Source organism: Pedobacter caeni (assembly GCF_900129215.1).
GTDB lineage: Bacteria > Bacteroidota > Bacteroidia > Sphingobacteriales > Sphingobacteriaceae > Pedobacter > Pedobacter caeni.
Genome location: NZ_FQUQ01000004.1, coordinates 45,141 through 61,439, shown reverse-complemented (window position 1 = coordinate 61,439; position 16,299 = coordinate 45,141). Strand labels below are relative to the sequence as shown.

The 16,299-nt window shown below is 39.8% G+C and carries 19 protein-coding genes; 12 read left to right on the top strand and 7 right to left on the bottom strand.

Features of this window, described 5'->3' with window-relative positions:
* Positions 1-167: 167 nt before the first annotated feature.
* From BUC20_RS19640 to BUC20_RS19630, 3 genes are all read left to right on the top strand, one after another.
* On the top strand, positions 168-533 hold the full coding sequence (locus BUC20_RS19640) for a VOC family protein (RefSeq protein WP_073232802.1): 366 nt from the start codon (positions 168-170) through the stop codon (positions 531-533).
* A gap of 10 nt (positions 534-543) precedes the next feature.
* A complete protein-coding gene (locus BUC20_RS19635) occupies positions 544-1,401 on the top strand; it encodes a helix-turn-helix domain-containing protein (protein WP_073232801.1) in 858 nt (285 codons plus the stop codon).
* Positions 1,402-1,488: 87 nt separating this feature from the next.
* Positions 1,489-1,938 (top strand): nuclear transport factor 2 family protein, encoded by a 450-nt coding sequence (locus BUC20_RS19630; protein WP_073232800.1) that lies wholly within the window; start codon positions 1,489-1,491, stop codon positions 1,936-1,938.
* A gap of 159 nt (positions 1,939-2,097) precedes the next feature.
* Here the strand turns inward: BUC20_RS19630 and BUC20_RS19625 are convergent, their stop codons facing one another.
* The gene (locus BUC20_RS19625) at positions 2,098-2,697 is read right to left on the bottom strand and encodes a hypothetical protein (RefSeq protein WP_073232799.1); all 600 of its coding nucleotides are present in this window, start codon (positions 2,695-2,697) and stop codon (positions 2,098-2,100) included.
* Positions 2,684-3,181, bottom strand: a complete 498-nt coding sequence (locus tag BUC20_RS19620; RefSeq protein ID WP_073232798.1) for an RNA polymerase sigma factor — start codon at positions 3,179-3,181, stop codon at positions 2,684-2,686. The genes BUC20_RS19625 and BUC20_RS19620 overlap by 14 nt, the downstream gene beginning before the upstream one ends.
* A gap of 150 nt (positions 3,182-3,331) precedes the next feature.
* On the opposite strand from BUC20_RS19620, the gene BUC20_RS19615 reads away from it, so the two are divergent.
* From BUC20_RS19615 to rpmA, 4 genes are all read left to right on the top strand, one after another.
* A complete protein-coding gene (locus tag BUC20_RS19615; RefSeq protein WP_073232797.1) occupies positions 3,332-4,717 on the top strand; it encodes a dicarboxylate/amino acid:cation symporter in 1,386 nt (461 codons plus the stop codon).
* Positions 4,718-4,754: 37 nt separating this feature from the next.
* On the top strand, positions 4,755-5,267 hold the full coding sequence (locus tag BUC20_RS19610) for a hypothetical protein (protein ID WP_084529089.1): 513 nt from the start codon (positions 4,755-4,757) through the stop codon (positions 5,265-5,267).
* A gap of 84 nt (positions 5,268-5,351) precedes the next feature.
* On the top strand, positions 5,352-5,663 hold the full coding sequence (gene rplU, locus BUC20_RS19605; protein ID WP_069377509.1) for a 50S ribosomal protein L21: 312 nt from the start codon (positions 5,352-5,354) through the stop codon (positions 5,661-5,663).
* 59 nt (positions 5,664-5,722) lie between these two features.
* On the top strand, positions 5,723-6,145 hold the full coding sequence (gene rpmA, locus BUC20_RS19600) for a 50S ribosomal protein L27 (protein ID WP_073232796.1): 423 nt from the start codon (positions 5,723-5,725) through the stop codon (positions 6,143-6,145).
* 57 nt (positions 6,146-6,202) lie between these two features.
* On the opposite strand, the gene BUC20_RS19595 is transcribed toward rpmA, so the two are convergent.
* Positions 6,203-6,568, bottom strand: a complete 366-nt coding sequence (locus BUC20_RS19595; protein WP_073232795.1) for a helix-turn-helix domain-containing protein — start codon at positions 6,566-6,568, stop codon at positions 6,203-6,205.
* A 208-nt stretch (positions 6,569-6,776) separates the two neighbouring features.
* Between BUC20_RS19595 and BUC20_RS33585 the strand changes: the two genes are divergently transcribed.
* On the top strand, positions 6,777-7,739 hold the full coding sequence (locus BUC20_RS33585; RefSeq protein ID WP_084529087.1) for a response regulator: 963 nt from the start codon (positions 6,777-6,779) through the stop codon (positions 7,737-7,739).
* Between the two features lie 51 nt (positions 7,740-7,790).
* On the opposite strand, the gene BUC20_RS19585 is transcribed toward BUC20_RS33585, so the two are convergent.
* From BUC20_RS19585 to BUC20_RS19575, 3 genes are all read right to left on the bottom strand, one after another.
* Positions 7,791-8,759 (bottom strand): polyprenyl synthetase family protein, encoded by a 969-nt coding sequence (locus tag BUC20_RS19585; protein WP_073232794.1) that lies wholly within the window; start codon positions 8,757-8,759, stop codon positions 7,791-7,793.
* A 38-nt stretch (positions 8,760-8,797) separates the two neighbouring features.
* Complete coding sequence (gene rnr / locus BUC20_RS19580) at positions 8,798-10,927, bottom strand: ribonuclease R (protein ID WP_073232793.1); 2,130 nt, start codon at positions 10,925-10,927, stop codon at positions 8,798-8,800.
* 71 nt (positions 10,928-10,998) lie between these two features.
* A complete protein-coding gene (locus tag BUC20_RS19575; protein WP_073232792.1) occupies positions 10,999-11,403 on the bottom strand; it encodes a VOC family protein in 405 nt (134 codons plus the stop codon).
* 123 nt (positions 11,404-11,526) lie between these two features.
* Between BUC20_RS19575 and BUC20_RS19570 the strand changes: the two genes are divergently transcribed.
* The 3 genes from BUC20_RS19570 to BUC20_RS19560 all read left to right on the top strand — a co-directional run bounded on the left by BUC20_RS19570 (position 11,527) and on the right by BUC20_RS19560 (position 14,987).
* Positions 11,527-12,060 (top strand): GNAT family N-acetyltransferase, encoded by a 534-nt coding sequence (locus BUC20_RS19570; protein WP_073232791.1) that lies wholly within the window; start codon positions 11,527-11,529, stop codon positions 12,058-12,060.
* A 113-nt stretch (positions 12,061-12,173) separates the two neighbouring features.
* Positions 12,174-12,500, top strand: coding sequence for a LytR/AlgR family response regulator transcription factor (locus BUC20_RS19565; protein ID WP_073232790.1), 327 nt, complete (start codon positions 12,174-12,176; stop codon positions 12,498-12,500).
* Between the two features lie 117 nt (positions 12,501-12,617).
* Positions 12,618-14,987: a TonB-dependent receptor domain-containing protein gene (locus tag BUC20_RS19560; protein ID WP_073232789.1), complete on the top strand. Its 2,370-nt coding sequence runs from the start codon at positions 12,618-12,620 to the stop codon at positions 14,985-14,987.
* A gap of 28 nt (positions 14,988-15,015) precedes the next feature.
* Here BUC20_RS19560 and BUC20_RS19555 read toward each other — a convergent pair whose 3' ends face one another.
* Positions 15,016-15,393 carry a winged helix-turn-helix transcriptional regulator gene (locus BUC20_RS19555; RefSeq protein WP_073232788.1) on the bottom strand — a complete coding sequence of 126 codons (378 nt, stop codon included), beginning with the start codon at positions 15,391-15,393 and terminating at the stop codon, positions 15,016-15,018.
* Positions 15,394-15,534: 141 nt separating this feature from the next.
* Here BUC20_RS19555 and BUC20_RS19550 point away from each other — a divergent pair, with 141 nt between their 5' ends.
* Entirely contained in the window at positions 15,535-16,287 is a 753-nt protein-coding gene (locus tag BUC20_RS19550; RefSeq protein WP_073232787.1) for an SDR family NAD(P)-dependent oxidoreductase, read from the top strand.
* The last annotated feature ends 12 nt before the right edge of the window (positions 16,288-16,299 follow it).

Here is a 16,299-nt window from a genome sequence, read left to right as displayed (position 1 = left end):
TTCTGGGGTTAAACCATGTAAATATATTTATACCACGACAATTAAAAAATACCCCTTTAGGGGTGATCTTTTGTCAAATTCGAAATATACCCCCTGAGGGGGGAACAGACAGTGATTAAGCAGTGGTAAATTTGTTTAATAATTTACAAAAGAACTCCTTTTTTATCATGGATCTGGAACAAAAATATAAAGTAGTCTATGTAACTGACCTGCAGGAGTCGCTGGATTTCTTCCTGACTAAGCTGGGTTTGAAGTTACATGAGCATCTGGATATTCCTGGGAGAGACCGTGCTGCAGTATTGCAAATGTTTGATGGTGATTTTTTGATGTTGCTGCAAAACGAAGAGCTGGAAAAGGTACCTGTGCTTTTGTATACTGACGATTGCCTAAGGGACCATCATCGTTTAAGTGTAGAAAACGTAATGGGTTTAACAGCGCCTATGTATAGCCCGGAGGGGGTGACAATTGCCTTTCCCGATCCCTGCGGCAATAAATTTATATTATTGGAAAAAAGAGATTATACCGATACCTAGTTAACGAGAGATGAATTATCAGAGAACACCGGTCAATAAAAATGAAGTCATAATTGAATCTGCCTATGATTCTTTTCATCCGGAAATTTCCGGTAGATACGCCATTGATATGATCTTTAGCGGATCTGCAGATTACACTGCTGCCAACCGGGACCTGACCTTATTCTCTGAGAATTTCATTTTCTTTAATCAGCAGACCACTTATACCAAAAGGATCAATTCTCCGGTAAAAGTCCGCTCTATGTCTATCTTGTTCGATCCTGAATTTGTCAGCGATTTTGACTATTCAAGAAGAGCGAAAGACAGCCTGCTGCTGGACGATCCGGAAAACCATAAAAAAGAAGCCCCGGTATTTGTAGAGGCGATTTACCCACTTCAGGGAAACTTAAAGTTTAACCTGTTACACCTTAAAAAACATATTGATCATGGCAATACTGACTCCCTGATGCTGAGCAGTTACCTGGAGCATTGTCTGATCAATTATTATGAGATTTACCATTCAGAAGTCACCAGCAGAGAAGCTTCCCTGAAGTTTCTTAGTCATACCACCAAATCAGAAATCCTGAGGAGATTGTCCATTGCCAGAGATTACATCATCAGCAATTACAATAAGAACATCTGTCTGGACGATATCGCCAGGATTGCATGTCTGTCGGTCAATCATTTCCTTCGTACCTTTAAACAGGCTTATCAGCAATCACCACATCAGTTTCTAACGAGCATCAGGTTGCAGCAGGCAAAATATTTCCTGCGCAATACCGATTACCCGATCAACGAAATCGTAGACATCGTGGGCTTCGAATGTCCAAGTTCATTTATCCGCTTGTTCAGGAATTCTTTTCAGGTTACCCCGGGTCGGTACAGGTAGCCTTTTCTTTACATTAGTCATGGCTTAAAAGTGGTTTTAGCATATTGATATTCAGTTGTTTAACCGAATTTTAATAAAAAAAATACCATGAAAAAAAAGCTGATAATGTGCCTGACGATACTATGTATCGGCTGCACTTTTTCCTTCGGTAAATCTCCCGACGACCGCTCTCCAAAGAAGACGGTAAATAGTAAACCAAAGGATGTTGTTTCTGCTTTTATTGATTCCTATGTACATACTGATGTAAAACTGTTTGATCAGGTGATGAGTGAGGATGCAGTTGTTAGTTTTTGTAATGGAAGAAAAGTAGAGAAACAAACCAAATCTGCCTTATTGAGCTTTTATAAACAGCAGGGCGAAACGGACCTTAACTGCGAATCGGACTACGAAATATTGTCATCCAGCGGCAATGTGGTGATGGTTCGTGTTGATTTTAAATTTCCTACTTTTTTACAACGTAATTTCCTGACGATCGAAAAGAATGAGCAGGGAATTTGGGAAGTCACAAAAGTAAATAAGTTTAATGAAAACCTGTAATTGGTGATTTTCGCCTATTGCAGCCCCCTTTTTGAAGGTATATTTGTAGCAGGATGATCCACATATAAGTTCGGATGAATTATAATTTGGGTTAGTTAATAGTAAAAAGTCATCTCCTTTAGGGAAGATGACTTTTTTTATGGCCTGATATTTTGGGGGTTAAGATTGTGTTTTGAACTGACTGCCAAGTCTTTCGAACTTTTCGATGAGCAAAGCGATCCTTTCCCTGTCTTTCTTGATGACCGCTTTGCGGACAAGGGTAGAGCAAAAGATCATCCATAATAAGGTAAAAGCTACCATGAGGACCTGCGCCCATAAGGCCATATAGGTAACCACTTCTATCAGGTATAGCCCGGCGCCCAGTGTCAGGGTAATGGCATAGATCCAGTACATCTTATTGTAAAGGCTAAACCTGGCCAGCTGGTATTGTTTCAGCCTCACCAGAAATTCGTTGGGATGGGTAGTGAAATCATTTTTCGAGATCAACCGGTGTCCATGAATTAAGATGATGGTTAGTGCGGCAATAGCCAGCAGAACAATCAGAATTCCGGCATAAGTAGTCCAGGAATGGAAGTCAATGAAAAACCAGAGGCTACCAACGGCAAGAAAGGAGACCGCCATACCCGCAATATTAAGTATCGATCTGTTCCTGATGGAATTTACTTCTTTTTTTGCCTGTGCCAACATTTCATCCGAAGAGATCTTTACCTCCACAGAATGTGATTGCCAAAGCGATTGTATATGATCAAATTCTTGCATGCTGATTGTATAATTCTGTAAGTTTTAATTTAATGCGGTGGATTTTTACCCTTAGGTTTCCTTCGCTTATCCCTGATATTTCCGCGATCTCATGGTAGGGGAGTTCGTCCAGAACCATGGTGATGATCAAACGGTCGTTTTCTTCCAATTGAGAGATCGACTTATATAATAGGGCCACCTGTTCGTTCTTTTCTGAAAACTCTTCAGGTCGGGTCTCTATAATGTTGTCGGTCAGTTCGTCCTTAGCCTGTCTCTTCTCTGATCTTAAGTAAGTCAGACAGGTGTTTACAGCTATACGGTAAATCCAGGTAGAAATCAAAGACTTGTTCCTGAACTTGTCCAGGTTTTGCCAAACCTTTAAAAAGGTTTCCTGAAGCAAGTCATTCGCAGCGTCTTCATCTCCCGTATAACCGTAGCATAAGTGGAATATTTTCTTGGAGTTAGTATCAAAGATTTGTTTAAATAACAGGTCTTTCTCTTTCAATATGCGTCTTTTTATTATTGGTTTAGATATAGGTAAGGGCTGTTTGTTACAAAATGCAATGTATAAAGTTAGTTGCTTTCTCAATAATATTTAGAGAATAATTTAATTGTTGTAGTTTTACAGGCTGTACAATTACTTTAAAAGCTTACAATGTCAAAGAACAACAGGTTAACATTCTTCATCTTTCTTGCCTTAATATTGGGAGTCGCTCTCGGGTATTATTTAAACGTAAACTCATTTAAAGATTACAATGGCGAGATCACCAAAGCAGAGGCCAGGGTAAAAGGCATAGAAGTCAAATTACTCAATCTGAAAGACACCACTGTTGTTCAGTATGCGGAGTTAAACATTCAGAAAGTTGCTGCTCAGAAAGCGCGTGCAGAGGCAGAAAAAGTGAGAGAGAAGAAATTAGAACCGCTTACCTTATTAAGTGACATCTTTCTGCGGTTGATTAAAATGATTGTTGCACCCCTTGTATTTTCTACCCTGGTCGTTGGTGTAGCGAAAGTGGGCGACATCAAAGCGGTGGGAAGGATTGGCGGAAAAACCATGTTATGGTTCATGAGTGCCTCCCTGTTGTCACTGGTACTGGGTATGATCATGGTCAATATCTTTAAACCGGGTGAAGCGATGAACCTGCCTTTGCCTCCGAGCAATGCAGATACAGGAATCCATAAAGTAGCCGTATCCCTTAAAGATTTCATCTCCCATATTGTTCCTAAAAGTATGACGGAGGCGATGGCCACCAACGAGATTCTGCAAATCGTAGTATTCTCTTTATTCTTTGGGGTTGCAACAGCCGCAATAGGGGAAAAAGGGCAACTGATCATTAAATTCTTTGATGCGGTAGCACATGTGATCTTAAAAGTAACGGGATATGTGATGAATTTTGCACCATTTGCCGTGTTTGGGGCGATGGCTGCCATTGTAGCCAAACAGGGACTGAGTGTCCTCTCTACCTATGCACTGTTTATCGGGGAGTTTTATTCCAGTATGTTACTGCTCTGGATCCTGCTGATTTTTATCGGTTTTGCCATTCTCAAAAAGAGGGTGTTTAACCTGATGAACAGGATGAAAGAACCGGTATTGGTTGCTTTCAGTACAGCAAGTAGCGAAGCTGCTTATCCGAAAACGATGCTTCAGCTGGAACGTTTCGGTTGTAAAGAGAAAATTGTAAGTTTTGTATTGCCCCTGGGCTATTCTTTTAACCTGGATGGTTCTATGTTATATATGACCTTTGCTTCCTTATTTATTGCACAGTCTTATGGCATTCATTTGTCTTTTGAGCAACAGATTTCGATGTTGCTGATCCTGATGCTAACAAGTAAAGGAATTGCAGGTGTGCCAAGAGCATCCCTGGTGGTGATCGCAGGAACGATCGCTTCTTTCAATATTCCGGAAGCAGGCCTGGCTTTGCTGATCGGTATAGATCCACTATTGGATATGGGAAGATCAGCAACCAACGTGATCGGAAACAGTATCGCTACCGCAGTGGTCAGTAAGTGGGAGGGAGAGCTGTCAGAGCCCCTTGATTAGCCTTTAAAACAAAATATACTAACAACAATAAAACAACATGAGTAGCAAAGCGAAGAAAATCTTCTTATTATTAACCATTGTCGTCCCTTTCCTGGCCTATTGTGTCATTTATTATACGCCAATGTTTCGTAATGCGCCGTTTAAGTCAACAGAATTCGAATCTATTGATTTCAGCTGGGGTTTAGGAAATAATCTGGAGAACACTTATAATTCTAAAACAGGGGATTATCAGTATGTGGATGGGAAAGACTCGGTGATCAAAACAAATGTAAAGCTGCGTCCGAATGACATGCTGTACTTACACAGCAAAGCTGCAGAAATTGGCTTCTGGAATTTTCCTGAGGTCATTGCAAACCAGGGAACGAACCTGGATTCGTCAAAAGTACTGCGTTATGTGATCCAGTTCAATTATAAGAAGAAATCTAAAAAGGTGGTCTATCTGACTGATTACGCAGAAATCCCTAAATTGAAGGGCCTTGCAGAACAAATGAAAACCCTTGTGTCACAGAGTATCAACGACGCAGAAGAAAGGTATGGAAAGAAAAAATAAATCTGTTATGGATTTAGAATAATTAATTCTATATTTGCACCTCGATAAAAAAAATAAACAGTTTAAAATAATAATTATTTAACAATGTACGCAATAGTAAATATAGCAGGACAGCAATTCAAAGTTGCAAAAGACCAGCACCTTTTTGTACACCGTTTGCAAGGAGATGAAGGCGCTAGTATTGAATTTGACAATGTATTGTTGGTTGAAGATGGTGGTAAAATCACAGTAGGAGCTCCTACTTTGAAAGGTGCTTCTGTTTCAGCTAAGATCGTGTCTCATTTAAAAGGTGATAAAGTAATCGTTTTCAAAAAGAAACGTAGAAAAGGTTACAAAAAGAAAAATGGTCACCGCCAGTACTTCACTAAAATCCAGATCTCTGGTATCAGTTTATAATTAGTTGTTAAACAAAAAAATTACCGGAATATCAGGTGATTTGTAAAATATAAAACAAGATGGCACACAAAAAAGGAGCCGGTAGTTCGAGAAACGGACGTGAATCGCATAGTAAACGCTTAGGTATTAAAATTTTTGGTGGTCAGGTAGCTATCGCTGGAAACATTCTGGTACGTCAGCGTGGTACTAAACATCATCCTGATAAAGGAGTAGGTATTGGTAAAGACCATACTTTATTCGCTTTGGTTGATGGTACCGTAATCTTCAAAAAGAAACAAGATAACAAATCATACGTTTCTATCTTGCCTTTACCGGTAGTTACTGAAGAAGTAGCAGAGAAAAAAGCACCAGTAGCGAAAGCTGCAAAGGCTGCTGCTCCAGCTAAAGAAGAAGCACCGGCTAAAAAAGCACCAGCTAAGAAAGCAGTTAAAGCAGAAGAAACTAAATCTGAAGCTACTGAAGAAGCAGCTCCGGCAGAATAGTCAAATATTACAATATAAAAAAGGCCACAACATCACGTTGTGGCCTTTTTTTTGAACTTATGTGCTGTGTTCTGTTCTTTTATTTTTAATCTGTATCAGTTCCTGCTCCAGTTTAGCCAGTGAGCTGCTAAAGCCTTTTAAGGTGACTTCCAGGTCTTTAATTAACAGGTCAACTCTTCTGGTGGGTTCCTCTGTTTGCGTCCCCTCAGGACCATGTAAAAGCCATTCATAACTCTTGCTATAATATCTGGCAATACTATGTAAAGTATGAAAAGAAGGATATTGATTTCCAAGTTCTATTTGGGAGTAATTGCTTCTGGATAAATTCAGTATTTCCGCTATAAATGACTGGGAAAGGCCATTCTTTAGTCTTAAATCCTTTATCCTTTCCCCAATATCCTTCTTTGATAGAATTTCTTGCATAAGTAATATATATTTCGTTGATTTGTGGTATGTACGAGGCTTAATTGTTCTTGATTGTAAGGCAATTATAGCTCCATAAAGTTCGTCAAAGTATCAGATGATCATAAATACGGTTTAATTATGTTAATGCTAAAGCTAGGAAATGAATGTCAGGTAGTATGTATTTATACCTATTTATGTTCATTTAATGGTATAAAAGAGGTCAAACATGCCAACTAGAAGGATTTGCGAAAGTGCAAACAGTTCATTTTTCTTAATTGATAAAAATTATAAGGTCACATTTTTTAAGATGGAGCCTCAGCAGGATCTGGGAAGCTTTCTTGCTAAAAGTCCCTCAATTGGGGATTCTGCTGTGGAAATGATTGCTCAGAAATACAGGAAGAATTTTCAAAACCTGCTGGACAGGTGCTTCGGAGGGCTAAGTTTCAGCATTGAACAGCGCTTCGCTATTGAGAAATCAAATGATCTTTTTCTGCAGATTATCTTTACTCCATTGTCAAAAGATGGGGAGGAGGATCAGGTCATTTGTACCCTGATCAATAATACGCATGTATTGGGGCCTATGAAAATGCTGACGGAGTATTCACACCTGACCTCCCATGAGTTAAGGGCACCGATCACCAATATCTTAAGCCTTTCCACCATCACCAATTACCAGCCTCTGGAATCTTATGATATCCTTAAAATCAATCAGCTGCTCAGTGACATTAACCTGCAGGCATTAAAGCTGGATGAAATCATTAAAATGCTCAATTCTATCCTTCATCAGCAGGAGCATACCGATTTCTTTGATACTTTAAATGATAAGGGAGAGCATAAGCATATTGTCCTGGTAGATGATGATGTCATCACAAACAGGTTACATCAGATGCTGATCAAAAAACACCATAGCGATAAAAAAATAGCACTATTTGATGATCCGCAAATTGCATTGGGGTATATTAAAACACACCATCCGGATCTGATCCTTCTGGACCTGCATATGCCGGAAATTGATGGCTGGAAATTCCTTCACATGATGGAAGAGCATAATGTATTTATCGATGTGGTGATCGTATCTTCCTCCATCGACCCCAGAGAACGCCTCAGGGCTAAATCCTTTATGTGCGTAAAAGACTTTTATGTAAAACCGCTGACCTCAGAAAAAGTAAAGCAGCTGTTAGAAGATTAATGAGGCTTCCAACAACTGCTTTAGAAATATTTTGACAACGTTTTAAAGCGACTAGTGCTCTCTGTTCATCAATTGATTAGATAATAGTATCAATTCTTTTTTACGCTCCTCAGGGACCGCTAATGCGCTCAACGCATTGAATGCTTTCTCTGAATAGGCTTTCATCTCCACGCTGGCCAGTTCCCTGATGTTGTATTTGTTATACAAGAGGGTGGTATTACTGATCTTATCGTCAAAATCCTGATTTAAACTTTGTTTTTCCAGTTCTACCAGGTCCGAATCGCCGGCAAGTTCTTTCAGTTTCAGCAGGAGTAAGGTCTTTTTATTGGCGATGATGTCTCCACCAACCTGCTTTCCGAATTTTTCAGGATCACCATATACGTCCAGAATGTCGTCCTGCAATTGAAAAGCAATGCCGATGTTTTCTCCAAACTGATACAGCTGCTCAGCATCTGCCGGACTGGCACCGGCAACCTGGGCACCTAATTTCATGGCACCTCCAAGCAATACTGCAGTCTTCAGGCGGATCATATTGATGTATTCTTCAATGCTCACGAATTCACGTTCCTCAAATTCCATATCCAGCTGCTGGCCTTCACATACGCCTTGTGCAGTGGCATTAAAGGTGTTCAGCGCGTCTTTAAGTACCGCAGTATCCAACATGGAAAGGTGTTTGTTCGATTCTACCATCATCACATCCCCACTCAGGATCGCATTGTTTACGCCCCACTTTTCATGTACGCTTTGTTTCCCCCTGCGCAACGGGGCATTGTCCATGATGTCGTCATGGATTAACGTGAAATTATGAAAAGTTTCAATGGCCAATGCTGCAGGAATGGCCTTTTCCAGGTCCGCCCCGAATAAATCAGCTGCCATCAATACCAATGCTGGCCGTATTCTTTTGCCCCCCAGGCTCATGATATAACTAATGGGCTGATAAAGCCGATCAGGATGTGAAGGATATTGAATGTTTTGAATAGCGTTTTCTATTATTTCTTGTAATTGGGCAGGAGTATACATTTTTTGCAAAGGAATTTACCGAAGTATCTGTTTTAATATTATTGGATTAGAGAAAAATCTATCTGTCTTTTTGAGAGGTCTACTTTTTTGACTTTTACCTGTACTTCATCACCCAGCTGGTAAGTTTTCTTTTTACGCTGACCGATGATACAGTAGTTCTTTTCGTCAAGGACGTAGAAATCGTCTGATAAGTCCCTCAGGCGGATCATGCCTTCACATTTGTTGTCTACCAGCTCCACATACATTCCCCATTCAGTCACACCAGAGATGATCCCCAGGAAGGTATTGCCAATGTTCTCTTCCAGGTATTCTGCCTGTTTGTATTTGATCGAAGCGCGTTCTGCATCTGCAGCACGTTTTTCCATAGAAGAGGAGTGAGAGGCAGCTACTTCATATTCTTCGGCATTTGCCGATTTTTCGTTGTTCAGGTATGCTGCAAGCAAGCGGTGAACCATTACATCAGGGTATCGCCTGATTGGCGAAGTAAAGTGGGTATAATGGTCAAATGCCAATCCGTAATGGCTTGTTTTCTTAGTGGTATAAACCGCTTTTGCCATGGAACGGATCGCCAGTTGTGTCAGCACATTCTGTTCCTTTTTACCTTCCACATCTTCCATCAGGTAATTCAGTGATTTCGCAATGTCCTTATCCGATTTCATATTGATCTTATAGCCGAAACGTGCGGCAAAGAGTGCGAAGTTGCCCAGGTTTTCCAGGTTTGGTGAATCGTGCGAACGGTAGATAAAGGTATATTTTTGCTTTCCTTTTCCCTTTTTGGCGATAAACTCTGCCACCTTTTTATTGGCCAGCAGCATATAATCTTCGATTAGTTTATGTGCATCTTTACGTTCTTTAACGAATACACCGATCGGTTTTCCGGTTTCATCCAGTTTGAATTTAACTTCAGTGCTCTCAAAGCTGATGGCTCCGTTTTTAAACTTCTTGTCCCTTAATATATAGGCAAGTTCATTTAGTTTAAGAATTTCTTCTGCATGGTCGCCAGTCTTCGTTTCAATCACTTCCTGGGCTTCTTCATAGCTGAAGCGCCTGTTGGAGTGAATCACTGTTCTGCCGAACCATTCTGTGATGATGTTTGCTTTGTCGTCCAGTTCAAAGACTGCTGCAAAGCACAGTTTATCTTCGTGGGGACGAAGAGAGCATACCCCATTACTTAAGCGCTCAGGAAGCATAGGAATCACACGGTCTACCAGGTATACCGAGGTTGCTCTTCCATAAGCTTCTTTGTCCAGCGGAGAATTTGGCTTCACATAGTGAGAAACATCTGCAATGTGTACACCGATCTCATAATTCCCGTTTTCCAGTTTTTTGAAGGAAATCGCATCATCGAAATCTTTAGCATCTGCGGGGTCAATGGTAAAGGTTACCGTATCCCTGAAGTCCTTACGGTCTTTGATCTCTGCTTCGGTTACCTGTTCAGGAATCGCATTGGCTTCTTTTTCAACCTCCGGAGGGAAGCTGAGCGGGAAACCGTATTGCGCCAGAATCGCATTCATTTCGGTATTGTTCTCTCCCTGTTCACCAAGGATCGCAATGATTTTACCAATAGGATTCTTTGCGCCATCAGGCCAGTCTGTAATGCTGACTTGTACCTTTTGTCCGTTTTTAGCTCCGTTAAGGTCGCTCAGAGGAACAAAGATGTCCTGCATCATTTTACGGTCGTCGATATTTACAAAAGCGAAACGGTCAGAAATCTTGATGACCCCAATGAAATCGGTTTTTGCTCGCTCAATGATCTCAACCACTTCGCCTTCATTTTTACGGCCGCTTTTCTTGGCGTAAATGTAAACCTTTACCTTATCGGCATGCAGGGCATTGTGAAGCTTTCTCGAAGAGACGAAAACGTCTTTCTCAAACTCATCATCAGGAACAATAAACGCTGAACCATCAGCGGTCATGTCTACTTTACCTGTGAGGTAAACCTTAAGGTCTTTTAAACGGAACTTTCCTCTTTCAGGTTCCGAAAACACCCCTTTACGTGTCTGTTGTTTTAGTATGTCTAAGATTGTTTCTTTCGAAGCGGTATCCGTAATGTTTAATTTTGCAGAGACTTGTTTGTAATTTAAAGCCTCTTTATTGCTTTTCTCCAGAACATCGCTGATTAATTGTATCAGAACGAGTTCTAAGTGAGATGATTTATTTTTTGCCATAGTATAGATATGAATCTTTCGAAGGTAACAATTTGAACTGAAAAAGCGGCCGAAGCGCTGGTGAAATGTGTTTAAGAGGGATTTGAAATGACAGTTCTGGGCTTTCTTTGTTTGATTTGGAAGACATTTCCTTCAGGATCTTCTCCATCACAGAGTAAATAATCATAACCTTCAAAGGTGGTGACCTCTTTCATAGATACCCCCTCACTAAGTAGGGTGGTTCTGACCCGATGGATGTCTTCATCTATTTCAAAAACAACCTTGGTATTGTTGTCAAATTTAAAGGGTGCTGCACCCTCCTCCAGATATTGATCTCCGATTTTGTGTAATCCAATTTTGCAATTGCCTGAACCCAAAAGCAGCCATTCAGATTTGAATTCTTCCATAATCTCAAGTTTTAAAACATCAACATAAAAGGGTTTTAGTTTATCAATATCCTGAACAAAGATGATCAGCGTTTCAAAATTTAGTTTCATTGTAAAAGTTTTTAATTAAGCACCGTCTCAAATGGAGAATTGGATTTTGATTGTTGTTTAATATTAGGATATTTATGACGTATTTCTATAAAATATCTTTAGTAAAATCAGGAACTGTCGCAAATGAACGTTACTCAATCTATCATACGAAAAGCTACTCCCGAAGACGCAAGTCAAATTTTTGAACTCTATAAAACGGTTAGTAAAAACATTGGCGGTCTTGCCCGGACAGAAAACGAAATTACCAGGGCTTACGTTGAAAATTTTAGCAATAAATCCTTTGAAAACGGATTGCAGTTTGTTGTTATTGATCCATTAAATGAACAGGAAATTATAGCCGAAATTCATTGTTATCAATTGGAACCAGGAGTCTTTAAACATATTTTATCAGAATTGACCGTTGCTGTTCATCCTGAGTATCAGGGCAAGGGTTTAGGAAAACAACTTTTTCAAGCTTTACTGGGTGATGTTCAGTTGAACAGACCAGATATATTAAGGGTCGAACTGATTGCCAGGGAATCAAATATTAAGGCGATTCAGTTATATGAAAATCTTGGCTTTAAAATAGAAGGAAGGTTTGAAAACAGAATTAATAATGGCAACAATTCATTTGAAGCGGATATTCCTATGGCCTGGTTTCCTTCTAAAATACGTTAAATTTTAAGCATTCTGTTTGCTGAAATCAAGGAATTAAACTGTTTCGACATTTTTTTATACATTTATCAGCGACCAGATTTGAATGCCATATCTAAAAACGGTCTGACCTCTTTATGAACAAAGAACAATTTACATTCATTAAAACGGATAAAAAGCTAATAAAATTATATTTTGATGATGTCACAGTGATCAGGGGTTTAGGAAACTACGTGGAAATTTCAACACTAAGTGAAAAGAAATATGTGTATTACAAATCACTCAGAGATTTGATAGACAATTTACCTGATGAATTCATGAGGGTTCATAATTCTTACATTGTGAATATGACTAATATAGATTTGTTTGAGGACAATCATATTTTTTTAAAAGGGCAGAAAGTTGCGGTTGGGAAAAGCTATAGAGATTGCTTACAATCTACTTTCAATAAGTTTTTATTGTAACCTACATCAGAAAAACAACCGTCCGGATAATAGCACTGTACATCAGCATAAAAAATTTTAAGGCATATTTAATTATGGTTTAGTTTGCTCGGAATCGAAATACTAAACCATAATTAAATGAAATTGCTTTTTTACATCATGTTCCTGTTTCCCCTAACCGGGGCTGCCCAGATCTTCATTTCCGGTAAAGTCTCAGACCGGAATAAAATGCCTATTCCATTTGTTAACGTCGTGATTAAGCAGGATTCCTCACTTATTGCCCAAACGACAACAGATACTTTGGGAAATTATAGATTGAAAATTAATAAGGCCGTTTCGCATGATCTCTTCTTTCAGGATATCAATTTTAAAAGGCAAAGGTTATCATTGTTGATTTCTAAAGATACCATAGTGAATGTCGAGCTTGAAGAGATCAGCAATAAATTAAATGAAGTCATGATTAGTTCAAGGAAAAACCTCATCGAAAGAAAGGCGGATAAATATGTGATAGATGTTGCCAGTAGTGTCACAGCGATGGGAGGAGATGCCTTTACCTTGCTTGGAAAAACACCTGGTATAAGGACCTCATCGAGAGAAATCGGTCTGGTTGGGAAAAGCGGGGTTATTGTGACAATTGACGACAAAGTACTGCAGTTATCCGGAGAGGATTTGGTGAGTTTTCTGAAAACTATTCCCTCCAGTGATATTGCAAAAATTGAAGTGATCACCAATCCATCGGCAAGTTACGAAGCGCAGGGGAGTAGTGGGATACTAAATATACTGACGAAGAAAAACAGTCAGGAAGGCTATAATGCAACTGTGAACCTGAGCTATAAGCAACACCGCTACGCAAGCTTTAATGAGAATGCCAGTTTAGTTGTCAATAAAGGAAGGTGGAGTTTCAATGGGGGGCTATCTCTTGCCTCGGGGACAGATCTGGAAAGAAATGGAATTGATACTTATTATCCTGGCCAAACCTGGTATCTCCAGGGAACCGGCATCGATAAGAACAATAGTTTCAATTCAAATCTGGATATTCAATACCGGCTTTCAAATCAGACACAGGTTAACTTTAGCTATTCAAGTGCAAATAAAAAATCTGATAAAAAGACGAATTACACGACTAATATTTTTAATATTAACCAGCATCTGGACTCAATAAGTAACGGTATCACTGCCCTGGACCGAAAAAACAGGCAGTCCCTCTTTGGGTTTCAATTGAAACATAACTTTGATTCCGATGGGAAATCACTGGCTGTAGTGGCAGAATGGTTAGACAGAGCTGAAAATAGAAACCAGAATTTGTGGAGTCAGAATTACCTGAATTTTGCTGAAAATCAGTTAGGTAGCCGGTCTGAGGCAAGAAGCGAAAACAAAGCAGGTTTAGGTGTATTCACGATCAATACGGAGCTAAAACTTCCTTTTGACGGGTATGAACTGTCTGTTGGAGGTAAAGCTACCTTTATTAATTTGAGGAATAATTCTCAAATATTTGAAGGAATGAATGGTCAATATGTTTTTAATGCCTCACAATCACCTGTTTCTACCTATAAAGAGAACAGACAGGCCGTGTTTTCAGATCTTAAAAAGACATTTGACAAATGGAAGTTTCAACTGGGTTTGAGAATGGAATATACACAGACCAGGGGACTGTCTGAAGCCATTCAGCAAACTTCTTTCCAAAAGGATTATTTGCAGCTTTTCCCTTCATTGGGGATAGGGTACAGTCTGAATGAAAATAACAATTTTGATCTGACTTATGGAAGGCGAATAGACAGGCCTGGTTTTAGGTTGCTGAATCCATTCAGGGTATATGTTAATGCCTATGATTATTGGGAAGGTAACCCTTTCCTGAGGCCATCATTGACCAATAACCTGGATATTTCCCATACTTTTCATCAAACATTCATTACTACTTTTTCTTATTCAAATACCAAAGATAATTTTGAACAGATTGCCGTTTTCCAGCCAGATAACGTTGTTGCTCATCAGGCATTAAATTATATGAATACTAGTTTGTATCAGTTAATGTTAACCAAGTCGATCCGAACGGCAGGATGGCTGGAAAGCAATGTGCAATTACAAGGGTTTTATAAGGAAAACCTGGCTAAAATTAGCGCTATATCAGACACGAAGCTTAAAGGATGGTATTTCATGATTAATAACCAGATTATGTTTAATGAGGCGAAAACCATCTCGGCAGAACTGAATTTCTGGTACCAATCTTCAAACATAGCGTTAGAAGCAGTTTACAGGAAACAATATAACCTGGATCTGGGCCTGAAATTTTTACTGTTTAAAAAGGATCTTAGTGTAGGGCTGAATGTTTCGGATCTCTTAAAATCTAATTCGCAGAGGTTTTCCACCCGGGTGAATGCGATTCATCAGAATTTTTACAACTATTGGGAACCCAGATTTTTTAGATTGGCTTTACAATATAAGTTTGGAAACAAAAAAATCAAACATGAAAAACTAAATCCTTCGAACTCTGAAGAGGATAGAAGGTAAAAGCATGGGGATGTAAAATGCTGAAATCTTATAATTTCTCTTCCAGATCTTCCTTAACCGGAAACCGGTATTTGCCTCCCCATTCACTCAGTTGCTTGAAAATAGGCCCGAACGCCATGGCCATCTCAGTGAGTTCATACTCCACTCTCGGAGGGATTTCAGGATAGACAGTACGTTTAACAAGGCCATCTTTTTCCATCGCACGTAGTTGCAGGGTTAGCATACGCTCTGTAATATAAGAAAACTCTTTTCTCAACTCTCCGAACCTCATCTTTCCTGATTCCAGTTTACTTAATATCAGTATTTTCCACCTGCCATTGATTTTGTTCACGGCATAAGTAAGATCACATTCAATGATACATTGTTCGTTTCGGGTATAAGTCGAATTTTTCTTTCTCTCTGCCATTACTTACATGTTTGTTCGTACCGCACAATTGGCTGTAGCTGATGTAAAATTAGCTACTGCAAGCTACTTTTACAATGGAATTTACGAAAATCATTTTTATAATCTGACCATAGAAAATGCGGTCATCTTAAATATAAAATTATGGATCTCTATTTAAACGGTAAAACAGCGGTAGTGACAGGTGCTAGTCAGGGACTCGGACGGGCAATCGCAAAAGAGTTGGCTGCCGAGGGCGTGAAGGTTTTTGCAACAGGAAGAAACGAAGATTTGCTAAATAGTCTGAGAGAAGAAATCGGAAAAGCGGGTGGGATCGAGCCAGTTCCCTTTGTTCAGGATTTCGTTGCTGTGGATGCACCTGAAAGGATAGCCGCTGCTGCATTGTCGAGCCTCGGACATGTTGATATTCTGGTGAACAATGCCGGGCGCAGTCGGCCATTGGATGTGATCGGGCCAGAAGAAGAATGGGCTGCATCTATGACACTGGATTTCGATCGCCACCGTCAGCTGACGCAACAACTTTTGCCGCAGTTTATGGAACGTAAGCAGGGTTCCATCCTGAATGTGACCAGCACTTATGAGTTGAGAATGGTCAATGCTTCTGCGGTTGCCAAAGCAGCAATCGTGGTCTGGTCCAAACAATTATCAGGGCAATTGGGAAAATACAATATCAGGGTCAATTCTTTGCAGCCAGGCTTGATCGACACAGAAAATATCCGTCGGTTTTTTACCGATGAACAACGTAAAGAACATGCAGAGCGGGAAATTCCCCTGGGAGATTTTGGCGAGGCCCAGGATATTGCCAATATGGCTACTTTCCTGGTCTCCCCAAGGGCGAAATACATCACCGGTACGGTGGCAATTGTTGATGGGGGAGGACGCCATTACGCTTTTTGATCATTTATACTA

Bases quoted from the DNA above. Each gene is read 5' to 3' on its own strand.
- BUC20_RS19640 (WP_073232802.1), top strand. From the start codon at position 168: ATGGATCTGGAACAAAAATATAAAGTAGTCTATGTAACTGACCTGCAG.
- BUC20_RS19635 (WP_073232801.1), top strand. From the start codon at position 544: ATGAATTATCAGAGAACACCGGTCAATAAAAATGAAGTCATAATTGAA.
- BUC20_RS19630 (WP_073232800.1), top strand. From the start codon at position 1,489: ATGAAAAAAAAGCTGATAATGTGCCTGACGATACTATGTATCGGCTGC.
- BUC20_RS19625 (WP_073232799.1), bottom strand. From the start codon at position 2,697: ATGCAAGAATTTGATCATATACAATCGCTTTGGCAATCACATTCTGTG.
- BUC20_RS19615 (WP_073232797.1), top strand. From the start codon at position 3,332: ATGTCAAAGAACAACAGGTTAACATTCTTCATCTTTCTTGCCTTAATA.
- BUC20_RS19610 (WP_084529089.1), top strand. From the start codon at position 4,755: ATGAGTAGCAAAGCGAAGAAAATCTTCTTATTATTAACCATTGTCGTC.
- rplU (WP_069377509.1), top strand. From the start codon at position 5,352: ATGTACGCAATAGTAAATATAGCAGGACAGCAATTCAAAGTTGCAAAA.
- rpmA (WP_073232796.1), top strand. From the start codon at position 5,723: ATGGCACACAAAAAAGGAGCCGGTAGTTCGAGAAACGGACGTGAATCG.
- BUC20_RS19595 (WP_073232795.1), bottom strand. From the start codon at position 6,568: ATGCAAGAAATTCTATCAAAGAAGGATATTGGGGAAAGGATAAAGGAT.
- BUC20_RS33585 (WP_084529087.1), top strand. From the start codon at position 6,777: ATGCCAACTAGAAGGATTTGCGAAAGTGCAAACAGTTCATTTTTCTTA.
- BUC20_RS19585 (WP_073232794.1), bottom strand. From the start codon at position 8,759: ATGTATACTCCTGCCCAATTACAAGAAATAATAGAAAACGCTATTCAA.
- rnr (WP_073232793.1), bottom strand. From the start codon at position 10,927: ATGGCAAAAAATAAATCATCTCACTTAGAACTCGTTCTGATACAATTA.
- BUC20_RS19575 (WP_073232792.1), bottom strand. From the start codon at position 11,403: ATGAAACTAAATTTTGAAACGCTGATCATCTTTGTTCAGGATATTGAT.
- BUC20_RS19570 (WP_073232791.1), top strand. From the start codon at position 11,527: ATGAACGTTACTCAATCTATCATACGAAAAGCTACTCCCGAAGACGCA.
- BUC20_RS19565 (WP_073232790.1), top strand. From the start codon at position 12,174: ATGAACAAAGAACAATTTACATTCATTAAAACGGATAAAAAGCTAATA.
- BUC20_RS19560 (WP_073232789.1), top strand. From the start codon at position 12,618: ATGAAATTGCTTTTTTACATCATGTTCCTGTTTCCCCTAACCGGGGCT.
- BUC20_RS19555 (WP_073232788.1), bottom strand. From the start codon at position 15,393: ATGGCAGAGAGAAAGAAAAATTCGACTTATACCCGAAACGAACAATGT.
- BUC20_RS19550 (WP_073232787.1), top strand. From the start codon at position 15,535: ATGGATCTCTATTTAAACGGTAAAACAGCGGTAGTGACAGGTGCTAGT.